Source organism: Marinobacter iranensis, assembly GCF_029207565.1.
Classification (GTDB): Bacteria; Pseudomonadota; Gammaproteobacteria; order Pseudomonadales; family Oleiphilaceae; genus Marinobacter; species Marinobacter iranensis.
In genome coordinates, this window is record NZ_JANCMW010000003.1 from 272,876 (window position 1) to 298,594 (window position 25,719).

The following is a 25,719-nucleotide window of genomic DNA, read 5'->3' on the forward strand; positions in this document are numbered from 1 at the left end:
CAAATTCCTTCATATTGTTGTTTAGTGATGCTTTGCCTGATGGCTGAAAGTTCGAGCCTTCCAGCATTTCACAAAGGTGGTATCGATAATTTCCGGCCTGGGAACTTCTTCCCTGCATTGCTGTTCCGCCATGGGGCAACGGGGATGGAACGGGCAGCCATACGGCCGGTTCATCGGGTTCGGGAATTCTCCGGACAACCCGGGTGCCGGCACGCTGAGGTCCGGTGAGATGCTGAGCGCGGAGTCCAGCAACGCGCGGGTGTAAGGGTGCTTCGGACTGGTCAACACCTGCCTACGCTCACCGCACTCCACGATCTCCCCGAGATACATCACCGCTACCCGGTCTGCCATGTGCTGGACAACGGAAAGGTCGTGGGTGACAAACAGGTAGGTCAGGTCCAGTTCGTCCCGCAAATCGAGCAGCAGGTTCAGTATCTGGGCCTGCACCGACACATCCAGAGCGGACGTGGGCTCGTCGCAGATCACAATCTCCGGGTCCATGATCAGGGCACGACCTATGGCCGCACGCTGGCGCTGCCCCCCGGAGAGCTGATCCGGGTAGCTGTTGAACACCCGCCGGGGCAGGCCCACGTGCTCCATCATTTTGTGGACCTTGGCGAGCTGTTCGGGTTTGGTGCCGATGTGATTGACCACCAGTGGCCGCCCGATAATGTCGCCAATGGTCTTGCGGGGATTCAACGACGAGTACGGGTCCTGAAAAATCGGCTGAATCATACGGGCACGCTGCCACGCTGGCAGGGTGCTGATCTCGTGCTGGCCCAGGCTGACGGAACCGGCATCCGGTTGCTGCAGCCCCATGATGGTTCGCGACAGGGTGGTCTTGCCGCATCCGGATTCCCCCACCAGCGCCAGCACCTCGCCCTTACGGATATCCAGGCTGACATTGTCGAGCGCCTTGAGAGACCTGCGCTTGCCAAACAGCCCGCGACGAACCGAGAAGGTACAACTGACCCCATCCACCGTCAGAACCTTCTCGCCCGGCGTTTTCGGCAGTTCCACCGGCACCTCGTTCGCAGCACTATGCAGGTCAGCGGTGGACTGGTTCCGCGTTGCGTCGGGATCGTGACAAACATAGGTTCGTCCCGGCCCAAGCTGCTTCCTCGGCAGCACCTCGGTTTTGCACGCGTCCACCACACGAGGGCAGCGGGAGGCAAAGGCACAGCCCCGTATCGTGCCGGTCATCGAGGGGACAATGCCCGGAATCGAGCCCAGCCGGTGCGCGGCATCCCCGCGATAACCCGGCACGCACTCCAGCAGGCCCTGGGTATAGGGATGCTGGGGGTTCCGGAGCACTTCCTCAGCAGTGCCGGTTTCCACAATGTCACCGGCGTACATCACTGCAATCTTGTCCGCCGAGCGGGACACCACACCCAGGTCATGGGTGATCAGGATCATCGACATGCCCAGCTCTTTCTGCAGGTCCTGCAGCAGGTAGAGAATCTGCGCCTGGATAGTCACATCCAGCGCGGTGGTGGGCTCGTCGGCAATCAGCAATTCCGGCTCATTCATCAGCGCCATGGCAATCATCACCCGCTGGCGCTGGCCACCCGAGAGTTCGTGGGGGTACTGCTTTAACCGGCTGGCAGGATCGGGCAGGCCGACCTTTTCCAGCAGGTAGATCGCCCGTTTCTCGGCCTCGGCCCTGGACACCTTGCGATGCAGGGTCATGGTCTCGGTCAGTTGGCGACCGATTGAGTACACCGGGTTCAGGCTGGTCATCGGTTCCTGGAAAATCATGCCGATGCGCTGCCCACGCACCTTCATGGCCAGTTCCCGCTCGCCGGCATGGGCCAGGTCGCTGCCGTCAAAGTTGATGCTCGCGGCAGCACGCCGGGCAGACGGCGGCAACAGGTTCATGATCGCCAACGCGATCATGGACTTACCGGAGCCGGATTCGCCAACAATGCCCAGGGTCTCGCCACGTTTCAGGTCCAGGCTGATACCCCTCACCGCTTTCAGCGTCGCCGAATCGGTGGGTATCTCGACGGACAGGTCCTGGATATCCAGAATGGATGCCGTACTCATATCAGTTCCTCCGATTGGTAACAGTGACATCGCGGACTCCATCACCCAGCAGGTTGATGGCAATCACCAGGATAAACAGGGCAATGCCGGGCAGGATCACCAGCCAGGGCTGGAAGAACATGGCGGTTTTGCCTTCGGCGATCATCAGGCCCCAGGAAGGAAGCGGAGAAGGAATGCCCAGCCCCAGGAAGGAAAGCGTTGCTTCATTCAGAATGGCCACCGCCACTTCCAGGGTGAAAATCACCATGATCTGGTTCACCAGGTTCGGCAACACTTCACGCACCGCTATCTGGAACTTACTGCAGCCCATGGCGTTGGCGGCGGCGACAAAATCCAGTTCCCGCAATCGCAGCGTCGCGGACCGGGTCACCACCAGGTAGAACACCCAGTGGGTGGCACCGATCACAAAGATCACCACGGTGACGGACTGGCCGATCACGAACACCAACGCCATGATCAGCAGCAGGCTCGGCACTGCCAGTTGGCAGGTCACCAGGAAGTTGACCGCCTGATCGATCCAGCCGCCGAAGTACCCGGCAATAAGCCCCAGGGTGACGCCGATCACAGCGCCGATAGACGCAGCCCCGAGCCCGATGGTCATGGAAATGCGGGCACCGTGGATCAGGCGGCTGAGATAATCCCGGCCCAGGTGGTCAGTGCCCAGCAGATACTCCCAGCTTCCGCCCTCGGTCCACACGGGGGGCAGCATGCGAAGGGACAGGTTCTGCATGTACGGGTCGTGCGGTGCCAGCCAGGGCGCGAACAGCGCGAAAACGGCCATCACCAGCAGAATACCGAAACCAATCTTCAGGCCATGATGTTTGCGGGCCCGCTTCAGGGCCGCCATGGTGGGGCTTAGCCCCAGGCCGGCCTCATCATGCCCTGGTGGTGTTTCAACGGAAGCGATGCTGGCATCGCTGAGTGTTTGTCTTGTTGTCATCATTCACCCCATCCGGATCCGAGGATCAAGCCAGGCGTTGATCAAGTCAGCCGCCAGCGTGAGCAATACAAAGGTCAACACGAATATCAGGATCAGCGACTGCACCGTGGGGATATCCGAGTTGAAGATGGACTCCACCGCCAGCCGGCCCAGCCCGTTCATGCTGAAGACGGACTCGGTGACCACCGAGCCGCCCAATTTATGCCCGAGCTGCACCGCCAGCACGCTGACGATGGGCAGCAGCGCGTTGCGCATGGCCTGCTGCAGGATCAACTGGTAACCCATGAAGCCCTTGGCGCGGGCTGTGCGGATGTAATCCGACGACAGCACATCCAGCAGGCCAGTCCGGGTCAGCCGCATCACGGCGGGCACAGAACTGGCGCCCAGCACCAACGAGGGCAGCACGTAGTGTTTCCAGGTGGCGTCACCGGAAACCGGAAAGATCGGGAAGGTGACGGCAAACAGGATGATGAGCATCAGCCCGAGCCAGAAATTGGGTATGGCCTGGGCCGACACCGCCGTTGACAACGCGAGGCGATCCACCCAGCTGTTGGGCTTGAGGGCGGCACTGATGCCCAGGGGCAACGCAATCACAACCGTCACCATCAGCGCCGACAGTGCGAGCACAATGGTCACCTTGGCGTGCTCCTGGATCAGCTCAACCACCTGCTGCTTCCAGAAATAGCTCTTGCCAAAATCCCCCTGGAGCACACCCCCCAACCAGTCACCGTATTGCACCAGCACCGGCCGATCGAAGCCGTACTGCTCACGGATGTCGTCCACCATTTCCTGGGGCGCATCCTCGCCAGCAATGGTCTGGGCCGGGTCGGTGGCGAAATGAAACAGTGCAAAGGTTCCGAAGGACACGGTCAGGGCCACCAGCAGTGCCATGAACCCTCTGCGCAGGACATAGTTCAACATAATCACTGCCTCCAGGTGGCTTGCCAGAACCGGGGAACGCCGTCTTTGGGCACGGAGAATTCCAGCTCGGGCGTTAACAGGAAGTTCTGGCTGTAGGAAAACATCGGCACCCAGTAAGCCTGCTCCGCAATCCGGTTCAAGGCCTGGCGGTACAGGCGCTTGCGTTCATCGGGATCGATGGTTTGTTCGGCCGCGATCACCGTGTCGGCAAGCGCTTCATCGCCGCTGTAATTGCGGGCGGAATTGGCGGCGAAATGAACCCCGGTGGAGGCCGAGGCATCCGCCGTGCCGCCGCTGCCATACGAGGCGAAAAACGCCTGCATGTCCTTGCTGTTGCGGACCTTGGAAAACACGTTCAGCTTCACGAACCGCAGGTCCACATCCAGGCCTATGGCTTTGAGGTTGCTGACCACCGCCTCGGCGATGATCTTTTCCCGGTAGGCCCAGAGCTTGAAGGAAAACCCGTCCGGGTAGCCTGCTTCGGCCAGCAGTTGCTTCGCTTTTTCCGGGTTATAGGGATAGTGCGGGCCATCGGCGTTGCAACCGAATTGCCGTGGGTGGCAGGCGAAATGAACCACCTCGGCACTGCCACGCACCAGGTATCTGGTGATTTCCTCGCGATTGATGGCGTGGTTGATCGCCTGGCGCACCTTGAGCCTGGTAAACGGCGACTCCGGGTCGGTGTAACCGGCAGCATCAAGGGTGATGTAACCAATGCGGATATCGTTGCCTTCCAGGCGCTTCACCCCTGGCAAATGGCTGACGTTATCAGCCACATCCGGCGGCACATCCATCATGATATCGATGCCACCGCTGAGCAGTTCCGCCTGCTGCGTGCCCTGGTCCGGTATCACCCGGAACACCATATTCCTTATGGCCGGGTTTGCCTTCGGGCTGTCCCGGTAGTAATCCTCGAAGCGCTCCAGAACAATCTCACGCCCGGCTCTGAATTCCGTGACTCTGTACGGACCGATCCCGTTCAACGGCTGCTCGTCCGTCTCGCCCCCGGCCTCATCGTAAGTACCGTGCTTGCGCAGCGGTATGCTGATAGCCATATCGCGCAACGCCATGGGATAGGGCAGTTTCAGGTTAAAGCGGACTTTGCCGGGGCCGAGCTTTTCGACGCTTTCAAGCCAGCTGCGGATAACCGGGCCACGGCTGGTGTCCGACTCCTCGTTGATCACCCATTCGAAGGTGTAAACCACATCTTCCGCCGTCAGCGGGCTGCCATCGTGAAACACCACGTCGTCCCGCAGCATAACCTCAAGCCGGGTGTCTGATACCCATTCATAAGAGGCAGCCGCCAGGGGCACAAACTCCAGGGTTTGTGGGTCCACGAAGAACAGGCCGTCGTCGGTCAGCCGGGAAAGAATCAACCCCTCGCGCTGGATGGAATACAGCCGGTCAACGGTGGTCAGCGGCTTGGAAAGCGCGACCACGAGCCTGTCGTCTTCCGGGCCAGCGTTGGCATGGAAAGGCAGCGCACACAAGGCAAGCAAACCAATAAGGCAGTTACCGAAAGGCACCGGGGGCCGGATCCTCATGTCTCCTCCTGTTGTAATTATTGGAGCACTTGATCGTTATAGGGTTCGCGTGAAGATCAAGGGTTGGAAATCAGTCTAGGCAGGCCCGATTGATTTTAAAATTGAATATAAGTCATATTTCTATGCAATTAATGCATCTAAAACGCAACGACTTCACGTAGCCCCCGAATCGCGGGCCTCCCCGCCCGTCAAAGTCGCGTGCTCACCCAGGGCAGACGTCACTTCTTCCTGCAGGCACCGCACCAGGCTGGTGGTGGCCGGTGTTTCTTCAAAGCCTGGAGGGAACAGCAAGACGAACTGCAACCGGTAATTCGGGCTCAACGGGCGCAGGCAGAACCGTGACTGATCCACCGCCAGGGCGGCCAGACGGTCAATAATCGTAACCCCCAGGCCTTCCACCACCATCTGGCAAGCCAGCACACTGGACGTGGTTTCAATCTTGCAATCGAGGCTCACACCGGCAGCGTGAAAGATTTCTTCCATCTGGAAGCGCGGGCGCAACCCTGGCGCCAGGGCAATGATGTCGTGCTCGGCCATCTGTGACGGCGAGACAGTTTCCAGGGCCTCAAGGGGATGGCCGCGGGGAATCATCACCATGGCGTCGGTATCAAAGAAGGGCCTCTGGATAACCGACGGGTGATTACAGGGCTTGGTCAATGCAACCGCAATATCGTAGTGACGGCCCGCCACCCATTGTTCGATGTCGCGGTGGCCGCGCACATCCACACTGAAGCGCTGGTCCGGATGCTCCCGGACAAACCGGGCCAGCGCAGGCGACACCAAGCTGTTGGCCAGTCGGGCAAGGGCCACAATACGCAGGGTACGGGTACCGCCGGCCTTGATCTCCTGCACAATGCGGGGCAGGTCATCCAGGTTCGACAGGATCTTCTCGGTTTCCCGGTAGAACTCCTTGCCCTCAGGGGTCAGCACCAGCCGGCGCTTTTCCCGTTTGAACAGTTTCAGCTTCAGTTCGTCCTCCAGCGTGGAGATCAATCGGCTGGTGGCGGGCTGGCTCAGGTTCATTACCGACGCTGCCGCCACCAGGGAACCGTGAATCACCACCGCGCGGAAGCACTTCAACTTTTTGATATTCAATGGCTTCTCCTATTTACATGCAGAAAACGCATATACCTATCTAATGTTTTCAATTTACATAGGTATCAATAGTAGCCGATAAAGTAAGCGTGGAAAGCGCCATGAGACCAGACTGACAACAAAGACCCGTCTCAAACTGGCCGAATACAAACAGGTGAACTCTGCGGATGAAACCTTACAAAACAAGAAACCGGAGGCAATATGAGGTGTTTCAAATCACTGCTGGCGGCTGGCATTGCCGGCCTGACGGCACTCCCCGCATCTGCGCTGGAAGTTGAGGTGGGTGGCCAGGTAAACCGCGCCATTATGTACGCAAAGGATGGTTACAGCGCCAACAACCTGGGCGTGGGATCAGACACCGAGTTCTACCATGTGGATAACAGAAACAGCCCGACGCGCTTCAACATTGGCGGCACCCAGAGACTGTTTGATGGCTGGACAGCTGGCGCACTCATCGAAGTCGGTGTGTTTTCCAACGCGTCGAACGACGTGGACCCGGATGCCAAGAACACCGGGCCCGAGGTTGATGAGCGCATCACCGATGCCTTTGTGGATACGCCTTACGGCAAACTGACCCTCGGTCTGGGTGAAGGCGCTGCCTACAATTCGGGTCGTCGGGATTATTCCGGCACGGGTGTGATCAGTTTCCGTAACCCTAATCTGATCGGCGGCAGCCTTCGTTACAAGCTGAAATCATCCTCCTTCAAGCGCAGATTTGATAGCAGTGGCAACTTCACTGGCAATGAGCCATTCGACCTGGCGAATCCCGCGCAGAACGAGTCGTCCATTTCCGGCAGTATTCGTGACTATAACTTTGAAGGGCGCCATAACCGGATCCGCTACGACAGCCCCCGCATCGGCCCCGCCACGGTGTCTGTCAGTGCTGGCCACGACGGTGAAGACGGGCACAATTCCGTCGTGCAGCTGGGTGTTAAATCCGGCCTGCGGGTTCCGGGTGGCCGCATGCTGGTCGGCTTGGGCTATTCCCGTGCGACGCAGAACAATGAAGACCCGGGCGGCTCCGACGGAGAGGACGTGAACATCTACGGTGGTTCGGTCTCTTATTTTCACAGTGATACCGGGCTGAACCTGACACTGGCCGCTGTTAACCGGGCGCAGGAACTGACCGAAGAACAGGCAACGGACACGTTTGATGCGACGAACTCAGAGCTCGGACAGTTCCGCTACGTCAAACTGGGCTATCGCCCGAACCGACAGCACGCCTTCGACATTCATTACGGCGAAACCCGCGACCGCAACAAGGAAGACGAGAAAGGCTCTGTGATCGGGGTGGGCTATGTCTGGAGCCCCACGGACATGTTTGACGTCTATGGTGGCGCCAAGATACACAGCTTCGAGCGCGCCGAATGGTGCACCACCTCCGGAAGAACCTGCTACAACCCGAAATACGAGGACATTACCCTTGTAACAACCGGTCTGCGTGTGAAGTTCTGACCGGGCGGTAGGGTCCAGACCCGGCCCTGCCCTTCTCCACACAGCATTATCGTTGTGACCTTCTGCCCCTCCTGTAGGGGCTTTTTTGTCTGATGAAGGGCTGCTCAGACCAGTGCCGCACCGCCACGACACTGTTCATCACCTCAAATCAGCAAACGCGTCCTTCACATGCCCGGCGAGCGCATCGTTGACCGGGTTGCTGCCGCTTCGTACCAGCGCGATCTGGTATTCCGCCAGCGCAGGCAGGCCTTCCCGGTCGAGTTTTCGCAAGGGAGGGCGCACAAGGCTGAGCGGAAATGGGGCTACTGCCAGGTCCGCCAGCATGGCGGCTTCCTGGCCAAAACAGTTATCGCAGGTATAGGCAACACGGTAAGCCCGGTGGGCCCCATCCAACGCATCCAGGGCTGCCCGGCGCCAGACACAACCATGATTGGCCAGGGCCACCGGCAGAGGCGACCGATTGGCGGCAATACCCCCTTCGCGACCAGCCCACACCAGGGGTTCGGTGTGTACCACTTCACCCCGCCACTCCTGGCCTTCGTTGCCAATGGTGATCAGCACCATATCCAGCTCCCCGGCATCCAGGCGGTCCAGGTTCTGCTGGCTTGAACCTACCATCACATCCACCTGCACGGCCGGATAGGAGCGCGCGAACTGGGCCAGTACTCCTGGCAGAATACGGCTACCGATGTCGTCAGAGGTACCAAAGCTGACCCGGCCTGCCAGGGTGGGTGTGAGAAACTGCTGTATCGCCTCCTCGTTCAACCGCAACAGTCGTCGCCCATACCCAAGCAACACCTCGCCTTCCGGCGTCAGCCTTACGTGGCGGGCTTCCCGCACAAACAAGACATGCCCAAGGATTTCCTCAAGGCGTTTGATCTGCATGCTCAAAGCCGAGGGCGTGCGGAAGACCTGTTTTGCGGCCCGGGTAAAGCTGCCGCTCTCGGCAATCGCCACAAACGTCCTCAGCACATCGGTATCCAGCAGGGGAATGGCCTCACGGCTGATCACCGGGTTTGAACTGTCCATAACGCATCAACCTTTCAATTTTCCTTAATGCACATGTTAAATCTTTTCGTTTGTTTGATCAAAGTTGACGTTGCATGCTTGTAGAAGGTGCCCCGGCAGACCCGCCGGGTTTCCCCCATCAATGATCAAGGAGCGCTTCGAAATGTGCAGCCAACAAGAGTTTCGCCGCCCCCGGTTGCTTCCGGACTCCCCCGTCAAGCCACCCGAGTTGGAGATGTATATGCCAGCAACACCACCACTGGCGTTCATGGCAACAGTCGAGTTCTGGGTCAAGATCTTTCGGCGCAGGCACCATTTCCGACGCCTGTTTCTAGCCCTGCTGAAGGAAGAGGACCAGATACTGTCCGATATCGGTTTCGAGCGGAAGGACATTCAGTGGGCGCTCAGGCTCCCGCTGAAGGTAGACGCACTCAAGGCCCTGGAAGCCTGCCGCAAGGCGCGAAGAGAGAGCGAAATGCCAGTGGAACGGGTGATCAGGTCCGGGCCAGCGCAACAATGCCCGGATACTCGTGTATCCGAACCACCGGTTCGGCGGGCGCGTGCTGAACCAGAGAGCACACCTCATTGACCATCGCCTCGGCCACGGTGGCCGCCTCGATACCGCGAAACTTCTCCAGCGGGCCGATCAGCGCACGGTTGATGAAAGGCATGGCTTTCATGCCCAACGCTTCAGCCGTGCGGTGTTCGTCCCGATCACCCAGAAGCAGGCTGGGCTGGTAGATGGACAGGCAGGGATAACCCAGCGCCTTTACGCCATCTTCCAGCTCGCCTTTTACCCGGTTATAGAAAACGGTGGAGGAGGAAGAGGATGCGATGGCGGACATCAGAACAAAGGCCTTTACCCCATTGGCATGGCCAAGTTCGGCGGCTTTCATAGGGTAGCCAAAATCCACCTTGCGGAACTGCTCGCGGGATCCGGCTTTTTTGATGGTGGTGCCGAGGCAACAGACAATGGCATCCACCGCGAACAGTTCACTATGCTCATCAAGGCGATCAAAATCGATCTCCTGCTGGTGCAGCTTTTCATGGCTCAGCGGTAGCATCCGGCGTACGGGAGCGATAACCGACGAGACCTCGTCCCGGGCCAGCAGGCCTTTCAGTACCTTGCCACCGGTCAAACCAGTGGCACCTAACAGCATCACCTTCATAGAATCTCCCTCAACCACGAAACAACACCCGGATTCCCGATAGTATCCAACACAAACTCCTGCCCCCGCGAGGCACTTTTCAGGTAGCAGTGCTCCCCATGCCGGGACCAGCGCGCCAGGTTACTGTGAAAACTCATCGCCGTATCCGCCGACTCCGGAAAGAAACAAGCAGGCAGGCGCCATTGTGTGGTGGAGGTTGCATCCGGCGCCGTCAAACGAAAGCGATCTTGCAGGCTGTCGAACACCCCGGCCCCTGGCAAGCCGGTTGATCGACCATCAAGCTGCAAGGTATCGGAGGCCACATACAGGGTATTCCCGCCATCCGGCTGACCGTGGAAATGCGGATGGTAACGGGCCCACCGCAGGTCGCTGGCAGACAGCTCATCGATACAGTGCACCTCGCCGATCTGCAGCCAGCCCCACAACCCGTGAAACGGGCGGGCCTGTTTTACAAACGTCCAAGCCCTGCCCTGCTTTTCCACCTCGCGGAACAGGCCGAAAAACAGGAACAAATCCCCCACGCCGACCTGTTGTTTACGAAGGTGCCCCTGGGCCGCGCCGGACTGTCCCAGGCAGGGCCGCCAGCCCGCTTCCCGGGGATACACGTCGGCGATCAGGTCCGGGTCCAGGTGGGCTTTGCGAGTGCCACCACGCCGGTCGCCGGTCAGGTTGGCGACCAGTTTGCCCACATTCAGGCCATTGTGATGAATGTCCCGGTAGGCAATCCGGGAACGCGAATCCGGGATTGGCAGGGTGTAGAAGGTCCTGTCCGGGAACACCGGGCTGGGGCAACCACCCGCGGAAGAGTCAAAGCCTTTGCGGCTGAGGATCAGTTTCATAAACGCATTTTAAGGCCAGGGAACGGACCGCAACCATATCACGCCATGGAAAAGCAGTTTAAACTGGCCGGAATAGCAGACTGGCCCACCCGCTGATTCAACGCCCATTGCCCATGACTGATTTTGAAACCCTGAACGCGCTGCAGGCAGGCTTGGAAGGCTGGTTTTATCCCGGCATAACTGCCCTGCTTTCCGTTGTATTTACCTTCCTGGTGTACAAGGGCGTGCTGGCCGTCGTTCAACGGTTGACCCGCAGCAGGACCGTTCCCCGGCTCTTCCTGGATGCCTCTTCGACCGCCCTGGGCGTTGTCATTGCCCTCGTGGTGCTCAACGGTGTGCTGGAGGCAGCCTCGCCCGACTTGCCGCTGCTAAGCCACTTTCAGCACGCGGCAACCCTGTTGCTGATTGTGGCGGTCACCTGGGCCCTGGTCCGCTGCACCTCCGCTATCGGCGATGTTATTGTCTCCCTGAATCCGGTACTGGAAGGCCAGTGGAAACGCGCCCGCAAGGTGGAAACGCAAACGCGGTTTCTGGTGAGGGTGCTGAACATTCTTATCGTCATTGTGGGCCTGGGCGCGGCGCTGGTGACCTTCGAGCCGGTTCGCCACCTGGGCAGCAGCCTGCTGGCGTCGGCGGGTATTGGCGGCATTATTCTCGGCTTTGCCGCCAAGCCGGTGCTGGGCAACCTGTTGGCGGGCATGCAGATCGCTTTGACCCAGCCATTCCGCATCGACGACGTGCTCCATGTGCAGGGCGAGTGGTGCTGGGTGGAGGAGGTGACTGCAACTTACGTGGTGCTGAGAGTGTGGGACCTGCGGCGGCTGGTGGTGCCGCTGCAATGGTTCATCGAGAATCCGTTCCAGAACTGGTCAAGGAACGACACCGAAATGATGGGAACGGTGTTCATCAACGTCGATTACTCCATGCCCATCGAGCCCCTGCGCACCGAGTTCGACAGGCTTCTGAAGCAGGCGCCAGAGTGGGACGGCAAGACCAACATCGTACAGGTGACCGAAGCGGCCGATACCAACATTCAGGTGCGCTTCCTGTTGAGCGCCAGAGATTCAAGCGCCCTGTGGAATCTCCGCTGCGCAATCCGCGAGGGCCTGATCACCTTCATCCAGGAGCAGTTCCCCGAGCACCTTCCGCGCGTCCGCGCCAGGCTGGTGGAAAAGCCGGAGCAGTAGCGATCAGCCCCGCTCTGCTCCACGCAGCATAGCGTGCAGCAACTCTTCCGCATCAAACTTGGTCAATGCCTCGTCCGCGCCCACCTGTTTGGCGTAGCTCACGCTCATCTCGCTGTTCAGGGAGGTGTGAAGAATGATGTACGGTTGCTTCAGCGAACTGTTGTCCCGCACATTAAAGGTCAGCTCATAGCCGTCCAGCCCTGGCATTTCGATGTCGCTCACCAGGACATCAATGGGCTTGCCTTCGCCGTCGGAGTTGAGCATCAGATCCAGCGCATCCTGGCCGTTGGTGGTCACGAAATAGCTCACATCCTTGCTGTCCAGCGCGTCGGACAGCTGCTTTCGCGCTACCTGGGAGTCATCCACAAGCAGTATGTTCAGGCCTTTCAGGGTTTCCCGCTGCACGTCCGTCAGTGCCACGTCACGGGGATTGACGGACTCAGGGTACACCCGCGCCAGCAGCAGTTCCACATCCAGCAACTGAACAATCTGGTCCTCAATGGTCACCAGGCCGGTGATGAAGGCCCGGTCGCCCAGGCTCTTGGGCGGTGGCGTCACATCCTTCCAGTCCGTCTCGACGATCTTCCGCACGCTGCGCACCAGGAAGCCGATTTCCCGGCGCTGGATGTCGGTTATGATGATGGAGGCGGTCTTGCGTTCTTCAACCGTCAGTGGCGGATAGCCCACCGCTGCCGCCATATCGATCACCGGCACCGCCGAACCCCGAAAACTCATGGTGCCGACCACCGCTGAATGGCTGTGGGGCAGCTTGGTCAGCGGCACAAAGGGCATGATCTCCCGGATTTTCAGGGTGCCCAGGCCAAAGGGCCTATGGCTTGTCAGATAGAACAGCAACAGTTTCTGGGGGTGCTTGGTGCCCTCGGCCATAACCTTGTAACCTGTCTGGATCTTTGCGAGAAGTATAACAGGCCGACAATATCATGCCGGCCCACCTGAAATTGTAAGATTTTGCAGCCGCCGCGCTACCCGAGATGAACGCCCGATGAAGAACCTGACCTTCTCTTCCCACTACGCCAGGTCCGTCCTTTACGGCCTGGAGAAGGCGGGCGGCTATTCCGATGAACTACTACGTAATAACGGCATTGACCCGGAATTCATTAACTCACCACGAGCGCGGGTGCCCACCGAACAGTTCATTCGCCTGTTCCGCCTGGTGTGGGGCAAGCTGGATGACGAATTCATGGGCCGCACCAACCAGCCCTGCCGTGTAGGACACTTCCATCTGATGGGGTCGCTGGTGGTGCACAGCGACAACCTGGAAGAGGTGATCCGCCAGAGCATTCGCTGCTACCGGCTGTTTTCCGACGACATTGTGATTGAGCTGGACACCAGCGGCGAGGATGTGGAGCTGAGCATCACCCACCGCCACCCGGAGCTGGACCCGGACAACTTCCTGGTGGAGTGGCTGTTGCTGGTATGGCACCGCCTGGTGGGCTGGCTGATCGGCCGCAAGATCGTACTCAGTCACGCCACTTTCCAGCATGAACTGCCGGGCCACTTCGATGAGTACCGCTTCGTATTTCCCTGCCAGTGTTTCTTCAATCGCGACCGCAACAGCCTGTTCTTCAGCCGCAACTACCTGGATATGCCGGTGACCCGCACGCCGGCGGAGCTGGACGACTTCATCTCCCAGTCACCCCGCAAAATGCTGATCTGGACCGATGAGGATGACAGCCTGACCACGCGGGTGCGGCAGATCCTGGAAAGCGTGGAAGACGAACGGTTACCCACCCAGGAGCAGATGGCCGGGCAACTGCACATGACGGCCTATACCCTGTCGCGGAAGCTGAAGGCGGAGGGCAGTTCCTACCAGAAGATCAAGGACAACCTGCGACGGGACCAGGCGGTGATCATGCTCACGCGGCAGAACCTGACTGTGTCGGAGATTTCGTCACAGTTGGGGTTTGCCGAGCCCGGCGCCTTTTCCCGTGCCTTCAAGCACTGGACCGGGCTCAGCCCACTGGCCTACCGTAAGCAGGACCAGTAGTTTCCAGAGGTTTTACAGCAGTTCGATCGCCACGGCGGTACCTTCCCCGCCACCAATGCACAGGGACGCCACACCGCGTTTGAGGCCACGCTGTTTCAGGGCGTTGATCAAGGTGATCATGATCCGCGACCCTGAGGAGCCAATGGGATGGCCGAGGGCGCAGGCGCCTCCGTGGACGTTGACCTTGTTGGCATCGAGCCCAAGCTCGTTGATGGCGGCCAGGGTGACCACGGCGAAGGCTTCGTTGATTTCGAACAGATCGACGTCGTCGCGGCTCCAGCCGGCTTTTTTCAGTACCTTTTCGATGGCACCGATGGGCGCGAGGGTGAACTCGGCCGGCAGGCGGGCGTGGGTGGCGTGGGCGACGATTCTGGCCTGGGGCACCAGGCCACGGGCGTCGGCTTCGGCCGCAGAGGCCAGTACCATAGCGGAGGCGCCGTCGCTGATGGAGCTGGCGTTGGCGGCGGTAACGGAGCCGTCTTTGGCGAAGGCCGGTTTGAGATGGGGGATTTTCTCGGGTTTGGCCTTGCCGGGTTGTTCGTCGGTGTCGACTTCGGTGTCGCCGCCACGGCCGGAGACGGTGACCGATACGATTTCATCCCGGAACCAGCCATTCTCGATGGCGGCAAGGGATTTCTGCAGTGAGCCGATGGCGAATTCGTCCATGGCCTGGCGGCTGATGTCGTATTTGTCGGCGGTGCGCTGGGCGAAGACGCCCATGAGGCCGCCTTCGTAGGCGTCTTCGAGGCCGTCGAGGAACATGGAGTCCATGATCTGGCCGTGGCCCATGCGGTAGCCGCCGCGGGCTTTGGGCAGCAGGTACGGTGCCTGGCTCATGTTTTCCATGCCGCCGGCGACCATGATGTTGTTGGTGCCGGCTTTGATCTGGTCGTGGGCCATGATGACGGCTTGCATGCCGGAGCCGCACATTTTGTTGACGGTGGTGCAGCCGCTGGAGTCGGGGATGCCGGAGGCGCGGGAGGCCTGTCTCGCCGGTGCCTGGCCGAGGCCGCCCGGCAGTACGCAGCCCATGATGACTTCCTGGATGTCTGCCGGTTGCAGGCCGCTTCTTTCGATGGCTGCTTTGATGGAGGTGGCGCCCAGGTCCGGGGAACGCACGGAGCTCAGGTCGCCCATCATTCCGCCCATGGGGGTTCTGGCGGAGCCTGCTATTACTACGTCGTTGCTGTTCATTTCTTTAATCCTCTGATTTCGGTGCAAGGCCGTGTGGGTGACCTTCCTCCGGGACACGCTGTAAATACGTCCCTGTACGCTCGACAAAAGCCATCCATGGCTTTTGACGGTCCCGGAGGAAGGTCACCCACCCGGCCCCCAGATTGTGAGACGGATGTTCGTCTTGGCTATGCTTTACCCAAGACAGACCGGGCAATAATTTCTTTCATTACTTCGGATGTACCGCCGTATATTCTCTGTACCCTCGCATCGATAAACGCTCTCGAAATCGGGTACTCGCTGGTGTAGCCGTAACCGCCAAACAACTGCAGGCAACCATCCGCTACCCGGCACTGCATTTCTGTGGCGCTGTACTTGGCCATGGAGGCGGTCGGGGCGTCGAGTTCGCCTTTTTCGTACAGTGCGATGCATTCGTCGACGAAGGCGCGGTTGACGCGGCAGTCGGTTTCCATGCGGGCGATTTCGAAGCGGGTGTTTTGCAGTTGGGCCAGTTTCTGGCCGAACAGTTCCCGTTCCTGGGCGTAGTTAATCGTAAGGTCCAGGGCGCCGCGGGCGGCGGCGACGCCGAGGGCGCCGATGACCAGGCGTTCGCGGGGGAGTTCGCGCATGAGGTACATGAAGCCCTGGCCTTCTTCGCCCAGCAGTGCCGACGCAGGGATGCGCATGTCGGAGAAGAAGAGTTCCGAGGTGTCGCCGGAGTGTTGGCCGATTTTGTCGAGGTTGCGGCCTTTGCTGTAGCCCGGTAATGAGGTGTCTACCAGGAACAGGCTGATGCCACGGGCGCCGGCTTTGGGGTCGGTTTTGGCGGCGACGATGACCATGTCGGCGTGTTGGCCGTTGGTGATGAAGGTCTTGGAGCCGTTGAGGATGTAGTCGTCCCCGTCTTTCACGGCACTGGTACGGATGGCCTGGAGGTCGCTGCCGGCGCCGGGTTCGGTCATGGCGATGGCGCCGACGGCTTCGCCGGAGACCATTTTGGGCAGCCAATACTGGCGCTGTTCCTCGTTGCCGATGTGGCTGAGGTACGGCGCGACGATGTCGGAGTGGACCATCACGTTGGTGGACAATGCGCCGAAGCCCATGCGGGCCATTTCTTCGCCTACCACCACGGAGTACAGGAAGGGCGCGCCGCAGCCGCCCCAGTCTTCGGGTACGTCGACGCACAGCATGCCGGCGTTGCCCAGGGTGTTCCAGAGTTCCCGGGGAACGATGCCGGATTTTTCCCAGGCTTCGTAGTGGGGGGTCACCTCGGTTTCCAGGGCCTTGATGACGGATTCCCGGAACATGTCGAGCTCTTCTTTATCAACAACGCTGGTCATGGTTGTCTCCTTCAATTGCTTGGGCACCGGAATTACCGGGGCGCCATTCGCAGGGCGTTGTCGAGGCGGATTACCTCGCCGTTGAGGATCGGGTTACGCACCATCTGGTCCACCAGCATGCCGAATTCCTCGGCCTTGCCCAGGCGTTTGGGGAACGGCAGTGTGGCGGCCAGGCTGTCCTGCACTTCCTGGGGCATGCCGGCCATCATCGGGGTCATGAAAATGCCCGGTGCGATGGTGTTTACGCGGATGCCTTCCCGCGCCAGTTCCCGTGCGGACTGCAATGTCATCGCCACAACGCCGCCCTTGGAGGCGCTGTAGGCGGCCTGGCCGATCTGGCCTTCAAAGGCCGCAACAGAAGCGGTGGATATCACCACGCCCCGTTCGCCATCGGCGTTGGGTTCGCGCTGGGCCATGTCGGCGGCGGCCAGGCGCATGATGTTGAAGGTGCCTACCAGGTTAACCTGGATAACCTTGTTGAAGTTCTCCAGCGGCATGGGGCCGTCCTTGCCGAGGATCTTGGCGGCGGGCGCGATGCCGGCGCAATTGACGGCGATGCCGCACAGGCCGTGGGCGTCTCGGGCGGCTTTAACAGCGGCTTCGGCGCTTTCGGCGGAGGACACGTCGCACTCGATGAACACGCCACCAATGTCCCTGGCGACGGCTTCGCCCTTCTCTTTCGACAGGTCGAAAATGGCCACTTTACAGCCGGCCGCGGCCAGTGCGCGGGCGGCGCCTTCGCCGAGGCCTGAAGCGCCACCGGTCACAATGGCTGGTACACCTTGAAATTCCATGTCTGTCTCCTGGTATCAGCATCGCCGGCGCAGCCCCAAAGGCCCGCCGGCAATCCGTTCGAATGTGGATATGGGATCAGTCTGTCTCAGTCACCTCCTGGGCGCCATGACATAACCGGGCAGGAAATTTGATAAAAATTGACACCCCGGGGTCAAAACCGCGCCGGCCCCGGGGCTTACAGCAGGCGGTCAGAGCTTTTTTGCGTCGTCCCGCAACACGAACTTCTGGATCTTGCCGGTGGAGGTTTTTGGCAGTTCACTGAACACAATGGTCTTGGGTACCTTGAACTTGGCCATGCGCTCCCTGCAGAAGGCGATGATGTCGTCTTCACTGACATCCCCGGCCTCCGGCTTCAGGGTCACGAAGGCACAGGGCGTCTCGCCCCACTTCTCGTCCGGCCTGGCCACCACGGCGGCTTCGAGGATATCGGGGTGGCGATAGAGCACGTCTTCCACCTCAATGGTGGAGATGTTCTCGCCGCCGGAGATAATGATGTCCTTCAACCGGTCCTTGATCTCCGCGTAGCCATCGGCGTGCCACACCGCCAGGTCGCCGGTGTGGAACCAGCCGCCCCGCAGGGCTTCCTCGGTGGCCTTGGGGTTTTTCAGGTAACCCTTCATCACCGTGTTGCCACGCAGGAAAATCTCGCCGATGGTCTTGCCGTCTTTCGGCACCGCTTCCATGCTCTCCGGGTCCCCCACCATCATGCCGGCCAGGGTGTGGTAACGAACCCCCTGCCGCGCCTTGATGCGGGCTCGGTCTTCCACCGGCAGGTCGTCCCATTCGGATTTCCAGGCGCACACGGTGACCGGGCCATACACCTCGGTCAGGCCGTAAACGTGGGTCACGCGGATGCCCATCTCTTCAATCGCCTCAATCACCTTGGCCGGGGGCGCGGCGCCGGCGGTCATCGCCTGCACGGTATGGCTGAAGCTGGATTTCGAGGCTTCCGAAGCACCCAGCAGGGTATTCAGCACAATCGGCGCACCGCACATATGGCTGACCTTGTGCTCACTGATCAGCTTCAGGATCTTCTCCGGGTCCACCTTGCGCAGGCACACATGGGTGCCGGCAAACGCGGTGATGGTCCAGGGGAAACACCAGCCGTTGCAGTGGAACATCGGGAGGGTCCATAGATAGACGGGATGCATGCCCATGGACCACACCGCCTGATTGCCCATGGCGTTCTCATAGGCCCCGCGATGGTGGTACACCACTCCTTTCGGGTTGCCGGTGGTGCCGGAGGTATAGCACAGCGAGATCGCATCCCACTCATCCGCCGGCATCTGCCAGTCAAATTCCGGATCGCCGCTGGCCAGGAAAGCCTCGTAGTCCAGGCCACTCACCTGGGTGCCACCACCGCCGAGTTCCGGATCATTGACGTCAATTACCTGCGGCGGGTTATCCAGCAGGCTGACGGCTTCATTGATAACCTCGCCAAACTCCCGGTCTGCAATCAGCACCTTGGCTTCGCCATGCTCCAGCATGAAGGCAATGGTCTTCGCATCCAGGCGGGTGTTCAGCGCATTCAGCACCGCGCCCAGCATGGGGACACCGAAATGGCATTCCAGCATTTCGGGAATGTTCGGCAGCATCGCCGCCACCGTATCCCCCTTGCCAACCCCCTTCGCGGCCAGGGCGGACGATAGCCGGCGGCAGCGCTCATAGGTTTCTCGCCAGTTGCGGCGAACCTTGCCATGGATCACAGCCGGGTATTCCGGATATACGCTGGCGGTGCGCACCAGAAAATCCAGCGGTGTCAGGGTCGCGTGGTTTGCATCGGTGGGCTCAAGGCCCTGATCAAAGATCGAAGCCATACAGGTCTCCTGGTGTTGTTTTTCAACACCTGACTATAGGGCACAGCCGACGTTTCAGCGAGCCCCCGAAGCCGCTCCCCTCCCTGACCTCAGGACTGGTTCAGTCGCGCCATCGCATCCAGTAACTCAGACGTCTTTTCCCTCATCAGGGCAATATCCCCCCGTGACTCCACATTCAGCCGGACCAGCGGTTCGGTATTCGACATCCGGAGGTTGAAGCGCCAGCGCTCAAATTCAACACTCAGGCCATCAACGTGGCTGACAGACAACGCGTCCGCGCCGTAAATTTTCTCGATGGTACTAATCAGCCGGGCGGGATCATCAACAGTGCGGTTGATTTCGCCGCTGGCGGGATAAGCCTCAATACGGGCATCGATCAACGATGACAGCGGCTGACCGGTCTGGCAAAGCCGCTCGGCAACCAGGAGCCAGGGAATCATGCCGCTGTCGCAGTAGGCAAAGTCGCGGAAATAATGGTGGGCACTCATCTCGCCCCCATACAACGCATCTTCCTCGCGCATACGCTGCTTGATAAACGCGTGCCCGGTCTTGCTCTCAATGGGAGTACCGCCCGCAGCCAGAACCAGGTCACGGGTGTTCCAGGTCAGCCGCGGATCGTGAATGATATTGCCACCACCAACCTTACGCAGGAACTGGTCGGCCAGCAGGCCCACAATATAGTAGCCTTCGATAAACCGGCCCTTCTCGTCAAAGAAGAAACAACGGTCGTAATCGCCATCCCAGGCAATGCCCATATCCGCGCCTTCGCGCAATACCGCCTCGGCCGTGACCGCCCGGTTCTCCTCAAGAAGCGGGTTCGGAACCCCGTTGGGGAAATGCCCGTCCGGTTCATGGTGCAACCGCACGAACTCGAAGGGCAGCCAGCGGGCCAGCGAGTCGATGACCGGGCCTGCGCCGCCGTTACCGGCATTGACCACCACCTTCAGCGGCTTGATCGTGCTCCCGTCGATATAACCGAGTAAATGATGGATGTAATCAGGCTCCACATCCAGGTTCTCCGAGCGCCCGGGAACCGGCGCGTCCTCGAACGGCAGGGATACCCTGTCGCGAATGATCTCAAGGCCATTATCCGAGCTGATCGGGCGCGATTCGCGGCCCACCAGTTTCATACCGTTGTGGTCCCTGGGGTTGTGGCTGGCCGTTACCATAATGCCCCCATCCATGTTGTAGTGGCTGGTGGCAAAATAGATCTGCTCGGTGCCACACAGACCGACGTCGTAGACATCCGCGCCGGCGGCCATCAGCCCGGAGTTCAAGGCGGAGGCAATCTCGGGGCTCGATAAGCGGATATCGTACCCCACCACAACCCGGCGAGCGTCGGTCAGCTCCACGTAGGCCCGCCCGATTCGCTCTGCCAGCTCAGGGTTCAACTGCTCGGGCACCCGGCCGCGCAGGTCATAGGCCTTAAAACAGGACACGTCCATAGCTGTTTCTCCGTCAAACCTTTAATCAATGGCGTGGCCCGCTATGCCGCCGTCAGCAGCTCTGCACAACGGGCCGCACTGGTCTTACACCTTTTCCGACATCACCGGAATCCGCTCTTCCTCCACCTCTGGCTTGGGCGTCACACGACCGTAGCGATCATCCAGACGCTCGATGTCATCCTCGCCAAGATAAGCGCCGGACTGTACTTCAATCAGTTCCAGAGGAATGCGACCGGGATTGAACAACCGGTGTACCGCACCAATAGGGATATAAGTGGATTCGTTTTCCGACAGCAGAAACGTTTCCTCATCACGGGTAACTTCAGCGGTACCCCGCACGATGATCCAGTGCTCGGCACGGTGATGATGTTTCTGCAAAGACAAACGCTCGCCGGGTTTGACGGTTATGCGCTTAACCTGGAACCGGTTACCCATATCAATACTGTCGTAGCTACCCCAGGGGCGATAAACCTGGCGGTGCGTGCGGGTTTCCATGCGTTGCTCGCCGTTCAGGCGCTTCACCAGTTTTTTAACGTCCTGTACCTTGTCCCGGTGGGCAACCATTAACGCGTCCTTGGTATCGACAACCACCAGGTCTTTCACGCCCAACATGGTTACCAGCTTGTCCGACGTATGCACCAGGCAGTTACTGCTGTCTTCCAGGCAGGCGTCGCCAAGAATCGCATTGGCGTGCTCGTCCTTATCGGTCACATCCCAGATAGTGGACCACGAGCCAACGTCGCTCCAGCCAGCGTCCATGGGCACCAGCAAGGCTTTCGAGGTTTTCTCCATGACCGCATAGTCGATGGAATCATCCGGGCAGTGCTCGAATATTTCCGCTGGAATGCGGGTGAACTCCATATCCCGCTCAAGGCTTCGGGCTGCCAGCAGGCAGGTGTCGTAAATATCCGGGCTGTGTTTCTTGAGCTCAGACAGATAAGTATCAGCCCGGAACATGAACATGCCGCTGTTCCAGTAGTAGCCACCGGCGGACAACAACGCAGCGGCTTTTTCAGCGTCTGGCTTCTCGATAAACCGGGAGACCGGGCGGGCTGCGCCAGGCGCGTCTACCGAACGGCCGGTGGCAATATAGCCGTATCCGGTTTCCGGTCGGGTGGGTTTGATACCAAACAACACCAGGCCACCGGCTTTGGCTGCTTTTTCACCGTGAGCCATGGCTTGCTGGAATGCCTCGACGTCTTCGATGGCATGATCAGCGGGCAAAACCAGCATGATGGCCTTGGGATCTTTGCGCGCCACTTCGATGGCAGCCAGCGCCACCGCCGGCGCGGTGTTGCGGCCAAACGGCTCCAGCAGAATCGACATGGGTTCTCGGCCAATGGCCTCCAACTGCTCTTTGACAATAAACCGGTGCTCGTTGTTGGCCACCACTACCGGTGCCTCGGTGTTGTCCACTGGCAGCCTGCACAGGGTCTCCTGCAACATGCTCTGCTCCCCCACCAGCGGAAGGAACTGCTTGGGGTAGGCCTGGCGCGACAGAGGCCAAAGCCGTGAACCGTTACCACCTGAAAGTATGACTGGAATCATCATTCTGCTCCTTTGCTCTTTAATGACGTACCGCAAAAACGTCAGTTGACGTCTTCATCAGGGCGTTCCGTGGAAACCGGAGCCCTGTTACGAACGCTTGCTAAGCTTGATGTTGCTGGGTGGATTTGGCTGCGAGCCTTCGGGCCACAGCGGGTTTATTCGGTACAGGAAGGAAATGTCGCCACCCAACCGGGTGGACTTCATGGGCTGCAACTCCTCCAGGAAAGCCGGCATACCCTCAATGGGCCCCCAGGTGGCCTGCCAGGGTTCCATCCAGGCCAGAGACCAGGATTTATAAAGCCCGTCGACGACCTGCTCGTCGCCGGTAATGCTTTCTATCCGCTCCGGGTCTTCCAGGCCCCTGACCACGTTCTGGACCATGTCCGGGAATACATCCTGATAACTGTCATACACGGAATTGCCGTTTACCTCGGCAAACACCGCAATCATGGTCAGCGGCTGCATGGCGTAGTTCATGTACTCCAGAGCACGGGTTTCGCGGCTCAGTTCCCTTGGCAGATAGCCGTCCTCATTAATCTGCCCCATGGCTTCATCGAACTTGGCCAGAGACCAGTTCCAGTCGTCGCAGTCCTGGGTGGCAACCGCTGACGACATGACGGCCCAGGCCGCCCAGTAATCGTGATTGTTGACCTTGCCGGGGTCCCGGTCGGTGTAGTACTGGCGGACACCATCGCTCAAGCTCAGGAACCAGTCTTCAATTCGACGGGTTTGTTCTGGGTCCATTGCGGTTTCCGGGGCAGAGGTCTGCATCCTGAGATAGGCGTTGGCAGCGGCCGCAAGCGCCCACTTACGTACCGCCTGACCAACATGATTGATGTCATCGGTCAGCAACGCGTCGGCTGAAGCCCAGTCATCAAGGTTGTCCAGCACGCAGTTCAGTGCCTCGGCACCATCACCATCCACCTGGTAATCATCAGCCGCAGCTATGACCGCCTTCTCAAAGTTGCGGACTTTACTGGTCGCCGCCTTGTACTCTTCATAGGCCTCTTCATTCAGCTCGTTCCGCGCGTCGTCGCTACCCTGGTACTTGCTGGTAAGCGACAACGAGCCGGTGTGGGGTTCCACCCGATCGCAGTCATACTCGCCCCCCTCGTCCACTTCGGGAACCTGGTAATAGCCCACCGGGGCACGGAGCTCCCCGTTCAGGCATTGGCCGGCGCTTGCGCTGCCCACACCAAATGCCACGGAGACCGTCACGGTCAGCAGTGAGCGGCTCCATTGTCGATATTCCGGACGTAGTCGGATTCGCATGATCATCCTCTCTATGCGTTGAATGAATGTTCGTCAGATGTCCTGACGCCGACAGATTTTCGTGGTCACCGTCAATCCTTCAGTGACTTGCTCAGGCTTGAGCTCAAGGTCCAGCGACATGAACAACTCATCGTTCCAGTCGGGCCCTTCGGGAAGCTCAAAAACAAACCGACCGGGGGTATCAACACGGTCGCCATACTCCATGTCAACGCGATCCTTGCGCCCGAAGACGTACCAGATGAAGGCATCAACCTCTTTCACTCCCGGGTCACTGAACTGCAGATCGACGACGTATTCATTACTGGGCATCTCGATGAACTGGCCGCCACCGTTGTAAAGCACTTCGGTGATCCCGGCCTTGATCGGCGTGGTTTTCTGCAGCACAGGCTTCTGGTTCTCGCAGGCGCCGCTGATCATCGGCGTAACCTGGCGATAGAATTCCGCGCTGTCGAGGTTGTGATACCCCGGCACCTCCCAGATCATTATCTTTGGCGGCGACTGTCGGAAGTTGTCGGAAAGCAGGTACTCAAACATTGAGCCGTCATAACTGCCACCAGCTACCGCAACGTTGAGAACCTCCACACCCAGGAACTCCTGCAGGGCACCGACAAAATTGTAATCCTGAGCGCCTTTACTGTTACTGGTGCCCACCAGCGTGATGGGGGGCAACCCCTGATCACCGAACAGGGCGCTGGCTTCAGCAGACTGGCCGGTGCCCGAGGATTCGGTGCGGAACTCGTCCACATACTGGGAGCCGTAATCGAAGCCGCAGATCCGCTTTACCGCATCCTGCAGTGAACCGTCTTTTCTGATCAGACCGGAACGGCGAGTGACGAACTCCTGCTGCGACAGCGATTGATAGGCCGGCATCTGCTTGATGCGCTCGGCTACAACCTTCGCCGTCCGGCGGGCGCCGTAGGGCGTCCAGTGGTGATCACGCTTGAAATAGAAAGCGTCCTCACGGGGCTCTTCGTCCAGCAGTGGCGTCAAATCCGGAACCACCAGCCCGGCCTGACGGAACCTTCCCAAGGCATCGGCGTAGCTCTTACGGGCGACGTTCCAACTGAAAGGCACCGGTGATGTCGACGGTAAATGGTTGGGATGGACCAACCCTTTTGTCGGCTGGAACACCATCACCAACTCAGTACCAGTGGTTTCCTTCAGGTGTCGGGCAAAGCGCTTCAGGTGTTTCAGGCCCTCCAGGTTCGGCCCGAACTGCTCAACCAGTTCGGCCTCCGAACGAAACAGCCAGCCATCCTTACCCTGTACCAACATCTTGAAGTTCTTCAGATAATTGGTGTCGTAACTGGATGGGTACGCCGTCAGCGGGCACAGATCACAGCAGCGCTTGATGTCATATTCAGGCAGCTCTGTGGCGCTGGCGTTCAACCCAGCACCGCTAAGCAACCCGAACAGGGCCAGCGCCCACAGTCCACGGCCTCTGAACACCTGCTTCATACCGACGTATCCACCCGGTTTTCAGCAACGACCAGTCTGGGCTTGCCGCCAACATCAATCGCAAAAACGCTGAATACCTTGCCGCGCTGAAGGTTGATCTCGCCGGTCGTGGCAAGCGCCTGGTTACTCTGGAATGCACCCAATGCGATATTCACGGCGTTGATCTCGCGATTAGCCACATCCAGGGAGTCCACTGCGTCGATTACGGCAACCTTGCCATCGGACGTCTTCAGGGTGACGCCACCAGTGCCGGTCAGGTTGTAGAAAGAAAGCAATGCCTTGCGTGGGTTGTCGAAGGCCACATCTTTCATCACTTTCATCTCACCGGAACCAAGCACCACCACGGTATAGAACTCGTTCTTTTTCATGGCAACGGACGTCTGCTGCCCGCCTACCTCTACCTGGTACCGACCTTCCGGCAGGTAGATGTAGGGGCTTGCTTCCAGCGGCGATACCTCCTTGATCATCTTGTCACCAATAGTCGCCTCGGCCAGCGCGCCACTGGCATCCGCATTCACAACACGGATGAACGCAGCCCCATCCGGGGCTTCAGCGGCATACAGTGCATCCTCTCCGGCCTGGGCCATGTTCATGGAGATCAGCAAACTGCTGATCAGGGCAAAAAAAGCGGTATGCATCAGTGCTCTCATTTTCATCAT

Annotated in this window: 22 protein-coding genes; 4 read left to right on the forward strand and 18 right to left on the reverse strand. The window is 59.5% G+C overall.

The features are described 5' to 3' along the window. Positions 1 to 21: 21 nt before the first annotated feature. The 5 genes from NLU14_RS07715 to NLU14_RS07735 all read right to left on the reverse strand — a co-directional run bounded on the left by NLU14_RS07715 (position 22) and on the right by NLU14_RS07735 (position 6,546). Positions 22 to 2,046, reverse strand: coding sequence for an ABC transporter ATP-binding protein (locus tag NLU14_RS07715; protein ID WP_275705635.1), 2,025 nt, complete (start codon positions 2,044 to 2,046; stop codon positions 22 to 24). Position 2,047: 1 nt separating this feature from the next. Next, a complete protein-coding gene (locus NLU14_RS07720) occupies positions 2,048 to 2,989 on the reverse strand; it encodes an ABC transporter permease (protein ID WP_275705636.1) in 942 nt (313 codons plus the stop codon). Continuing rightward, positions 2,990 to 3,907, reverse strand: a complete 918-nt coding sequence (locus NLU14_RS07725; RefSeq protein WP_275705637.1) for an ABC transporter permease — start codon at positions 3,905 to 3,907, stop codon at positions 2,990 to 2,992. A 2-nt stretch (positions 3,908 to 3,909) separates the two neighbouring features. Continuing rightward, complete coding sequence (locus NLU14_RS07730; RefSeq protein ID WP_275705638.1) at positions 3,910 to 5,451, reverse strand: ABC transporter substrate-binding protein; 1,542 nt, start codon at positions 5,449 to 5,451, stop codon at positions 3,910 to 3,912. 153 nt (positions 5,452 to 5,604) lie between these two features. After that, positions 5,605 to 6,546, reverse strand: a complete 942-nt coding sequence (locus tag NLU14_RS07735) for a LysR family transcriptional regulator (protein WP_275705639.1) — start codon at positions 6,544 to 6,546, stop codon at positions 5,605 to 5,607. 201 nt (positions 6,547 to 6,747) lie between these two features. Here NLU14_RS07735 and NLU14_RS07740 point away from each other — a divergent pair, with 201 nt between their 5' ends. After that, on the forward strand, positions 6,748 to 8,001 hold the full coding sequence (locus tag NLU14_RS07740; protein ID WP_275705640.1) for a porin: 1,254 nt from the start codon (positions 6,748 to 6,750) through the stop codon (positions 7,999 to 8,001). 138 nt (positions 8,002 to 8,139) lie between these two features. On the opposite strand, the gene NLU14_RS07745 is transcribed toward NLU14_RS07740, so the two are convergent. After that, positions 8,140 to 9,030 carry a LysR substrate-binding domain-containing protein gene (locus NLU14_RS07745; protein ID WP_275705641.1) on the reverse strand — a complete coding sequence of 297 codons (891 nt, stop codon included), beginning with the start codon at positions 9,028 to 9,030 and terminating at the stop codon, positions 8,140 to 8,142. 142 nt (positions 9,031 to 9,172) lie between these two features. On the opposite strand from NLU14_RS07745, the gene NLU14_RS07750 reads away from it, so the two are divergent. Then, complete coding sequence (locus NLU14_RS07750; protein WP_275705642.1) at positions 9,173 to 9,598, forward strand: hypothetical protein; 426 nt, start codon at positions 9,173 to 9,175, stop codon at positions 9,596 to 9,598. On the opposite strand, the gene NLU14_RS07755 is transcribed toward NLU14_RS07750, so the two are convergent. Beyond that, positions 9,504 to 10,178 (reverse strand): NAD-dependent epimerase/dehydratase family protein, encoded by a 675-nt coding sequence (locus tag NLU14_RS07755; protein ID WP_275705643.1) that lies wholly within the window; start codon positions 10,176 to 10,178, stop codon positions 9,504 to 9,506. The genes NLU14_RS07750 and NLU14_RS07755 overlap by 95 nt on opposite strands. Beyond that, positions 10,175 to 11,017, reverse strand: coding sequence for an Nmad3 family putative nucleotide modification protein (locus NLU14_RS07760; RefSeq protein ID WP_275705644.1), 843 nt, complete (start codon positions 11,015 to 11,017; stop codon positions 10,175 to 10,177). Before NLU14_RS07760 ends, NLU14_RS07755 begins: the two co-directional genes overlap by 4 nt. A 113-nt stretch (positions 11,018 to 11,130) precedes the next feature. Between NLU14_RS07760 and NLU14_RS07765 the strand changes: the two genes are divergently transcribed. Beyond that, positions 11,131 to 12,204, forward strand: coding sequence for a mechanosensitive ion channel family protein (locus NLU14_RS07765; protein ID WP_275705645.1), 1,074 nt, complete (start codon positions 11,131 to 11,133; stop codon positions 12,202 to 12,204). A 3-nt stretch (positions 12,205 to 12,207) separates the two neighbouring features. On the opposite strand, the gene NLU14_RS07770 is transcribed toward NLU14_RS07765, so the two are convergent. Continuing rightward, positions 12,208 to 13,092, reverse strand: coding sequence for a chemotaxis protein (locus NLU14_RS07770; protein WP_275705646.1), 885 nt, complete (start codon positions 13,090 to 13,092; stop codon positions 12,208 to 12,210). 115 nt (positions 13,093 to 13,207) lie between these two features. Between NLU14_RS07770 and NLU14_RS07775 the strand changes: the two genes are divergently transcribed. After that, the gene (locus NLU14_RS07775; protein ID WP_275705647.1) at positions 13,208 to 14,212 is read left to right on the forward strand and encodes an AraC family transcriptional regulator; all 1,005 of its coding nucleotides are present in this window, start codon (positions 13,208 to 13,210) and stop codon (positions 14,210 to 14,212) included. A gap of 12 nt (positions 14,213 to 14,224) precedes the next feature. Here the strand turns inward: NLU14_RS07775 and NLU14_RS07780 are convergent, their stop codons facing one another. From NLU14_RS07780 to NLU14_RS07820, 9 genes are all read right to left on the reverse strand, one after another. Beyond that, positions 14,225 to 15,406, reverse strand: a complete 1,182-nt coding sequence (locus NLU14_RS07780) for a thiolase family protein (RefSeq protein WP_275705648.1) — start codon at positions 15,404 to 15,406, stop codon at positions 14,225 to 14,227. A 167-nt stretch (positions 15,407 to 15,573) separates the two neighbouring features. Then, complete coding sequence (locus NLU14_RS07785) at positions 15,574 to 16,725, reverse strand: acyl-CoA dehydrogenase family protein (protein ID WP_275705649.1); 1,152 nt, start codon at positions 16,723 to 16,725, stop codon at positions 15,574 to 15,576. Positions 16,726 to 16,757: 32 nt separating this feature from the next. Further along, entirely contained in the window at positions 16,758 to 17,519 is a 762-nt protein-coding gene (locus NLU14_RS07790) for an SDR family NAD(P)-dependent oxidoreductase (RefSeq protein ID WP_275705650.1), read from the reverse strand. Positions 17,520 to 17,708: 189 nt separating this feature from the next. Beyond that, the gene (locus NLU14_RS07795) at positions 17,709 to 19,337 is read right to left on the reverse strand and encodes an acyl-CoA synthetase (protein ID WP_275705651.1); all 1,629 of its coding nucleotides are present in this window, start codon (positions 19,335 to 19,337) and stop codon (positions 17,709 to 17,711) included. Positions 19,338 to 19,426: 89 nt separating this feature from the next. Beyond that, the gene (locus tag NLU14_RS07800) at positions 19,427 to 20,782 is read right to left on the reverse strand and encodes a phosphohexomutase domain-containing protein (RefSeq protein ID WP_275705652.1); all 1,356 of its coding nucleotides are present in this window, start codon (positions 20,780 to 20,782) and stop codon (positions 19,427 to 19,429) included. Positions 20,783 to 20,866: 84 nt separating this feature from the next. Next, positions 20,867 to 22,330, reverse strand: coding sequence for a mannose-1-phosphate guanylyltransferase/mannose-6-phosphate isomerase (locus NLU14_RS07805; RefSeq protein ID WP_275705699.1), 1,464 nt, complete (start codon positions 22,328 to 22,330; stop codon positions 20,867 to 20,869). An 87-nt stretch (positions 22,331 to 22,417) separates the two neighbouring features. Then, entirely contained in the window at positions 22,418 to 23,602 is a 1,185-nt protein-coding gene (locus NLU14_RS07810; RefSeq protein ID WP_275705653.1) for an alginate lyase family protein, read from the reverse strand. Between the two features lie 33 nt (positions 23,603 to 23,635). Beyond that, on the reverse strand, positions 23,636 to 25,060 hold the full coding sequence (locus NLU14_RS07815) for an alginate O-acetyltransferase AlgX-related protein (RefSeq protein ID WP_275705654.1): 1,425 nt from the start codon (positions 25,058 to 25,060) through the stop codon (positions 23,636 to 23,638). Further along, entirely contained in the window at positions 25,057 to 25,710 is a 654-nt protein-coding gene (locus tag NLU14_RS07820) for an alginate O-acetyltransferase AlgF (RefSeq protein WP_275705655.1), read from the reverse strand. Before NLU14_RS07820 ends, NLU14_RS07815 begins: the two co-directional genes overlap by 4 nt. Positions 25,711 to 25,719 lie beyond the last annotated feature (9 nt).

What these genes read in the sequence shown, in the direction of transcription:
- NLU14_RS07740 (WP_275705640.1), top strand. Translation starts at nt 6,748, where the DNA reads ATGAGGTGTTTCAAATCACTGCTGGCGGCTGGCATTGCCGGCCTGACG.
- NLU14_RS07815 (WP_275705654.1), bottom strand. Translation starts at nt 25,060, where the DNA reads ATGAAGCAGGTGTTCAGAGGCCGTGGACTGTGGGCGCTGGCCCTGTTC.
- NLU14_RS07790 (WP_275705650.1), bottom strand. Translation starts at nt 17,519, where the DNA reads ATGGAATTTCAAGGTGTACCAGCCATTGTGACCGGTGGCGCTTCAGGC.
- NLU14_RS07780 (WP_275705648.1), bottom strand. Translation starts at nt 15,406, where the DNA reads ATGAACAGCAACGACGTAGTAATAGCAGGCTCCGCCAGAACCCCCATG.
- NLU14_RS07805 (WP_275705699.1), bottom strand. Translation starts at nt 22,330, where the DNA reads ATGATTCCAGTCATACTTTCAGGTGGTAACGGTTCACGGCTTTGGCCT.
- NLU14_RS07785 (WP_275705649.1), bottom strand. Translation starts at nt 16,725, where the DNA reads ATGACCAGCGTTGTTGATAAAGAAGAGCTCGACATGTTCCGGGAATCC.
- NLU14_RS07765 (WP_275705645.1), top strand. Translation starts at nt 11,131, where the DNA reads ATGACTGATTTTGAAACCCTGAACGCGCTGCAGGCAGGCTTGGAAGGC.
- NLU14_RS07715 (WP_275705635.1), bottom strand. Translation starts at nt 2,046, where the DNA reads ATGAGTACGGCATCCATTCTGGATATCCAGGACCTGTCCGTCGAGATA.
- NLU14_RS07820 (WP_275705655.1), bottom strand. Translation starts at nt 25,710, where the DNA reads ATGAGAGCACTGATGCATACCGCTTTTTTTGCCCTGATCAGCAGTTTG.
- NLU14_RS07755 (WP_275705643.1), bottom strand. Translation starts at nt 10,178, where the DNA reads ATGAAGGTGATGCTGTTAGGTGCCACTGGTTTGACCGGTGGCAAGGTA.
- NLU14_RS07800 (WP_275705652.1), bottom strand. Translation starts at nt 20,782, where the DNA reads ATGGACGTGTCCTGTTTTAAGGCCTATGACCTGCGCGGCCGGGTGCCC.
- NLU14_RS07770 (WP_275705646.1), bottom strand. Translation starts at nt 13,092, where the DNA reads ATGGCCGAGGGCACCAAGCACCCCCAGAAACTGTTGCTGTTCTATCTG.
- NLU14_RS07750 (WP_275705642.1), top strand. Translation starts at nt 9,173, where the DNA reads ATGTGCAGCCAACAAGAGTTTCGCCGCCCCCGGTTGCTTCCGGACTCC.
- NLU14_RS07720 (WP_275705636.1), bottom strand. Translation starts at nt 2,989, where the DNA reads ATGATGACAACAAGACAAACACTCAGCGATGCCAGCATCGCTTCCGTT.
- NLU14_RS07795 (WP_275705651.1), bottom strand. Translation starts at nt 19,337, where the DNA reads ATGGCTTCGATCTTTGATCAGGGCCTTGAGCCCACCGATGCAAACCAC.
- NLU14_RS07760 (WP_275705644.1), bottom strand. Translation starts at nt 11,017, where the DNA reads ATGAAACTGATCCTCAGCCGCAAAGGCTTTGACTCTTCCGCGGGTGGT.
- NLU14_RS07745 (WP_275705641.1), bottom strand. Translation starts at nt 9,030, where the DNA reads ATGGACAGTTCAAACCCGGTGATCAGCCGTGAGGCCATTCCCCTGCTG.
- NLU14_RS07810 (WP_275705653.1), bottom strand. Translation starts at nt 23,602, where the DNA reads ATGCGAATCCGACTACGTCCGGAATATCGACAATGGAGCCGCTCACTG.
- NLU14_RS07730 (WP_275705638.1), bottom strand. Translation starts at nt 5,451, where the DNA reads ATGAGGATCCGGCCCCCGGTGCCTTTCGGTAACTGCCTTATTGGTTTG.
- NLU14_RS07775 (WP_275705647.1), top strand. Translation starts at nt 13,208, where the DNA reads ATGAAGAACCTGACCTTCTCTTCCCACTACGCCAGGTCCGTCCTTTAC.
- NLU14_RS07725 (WP_275705637.1), bottom strand. Translation starts at nt 3,907, where the DNA reads ATGTTGAACTATGTCCTGCGCAGAGGGTTCATGGCACTGCTGGTGGCC.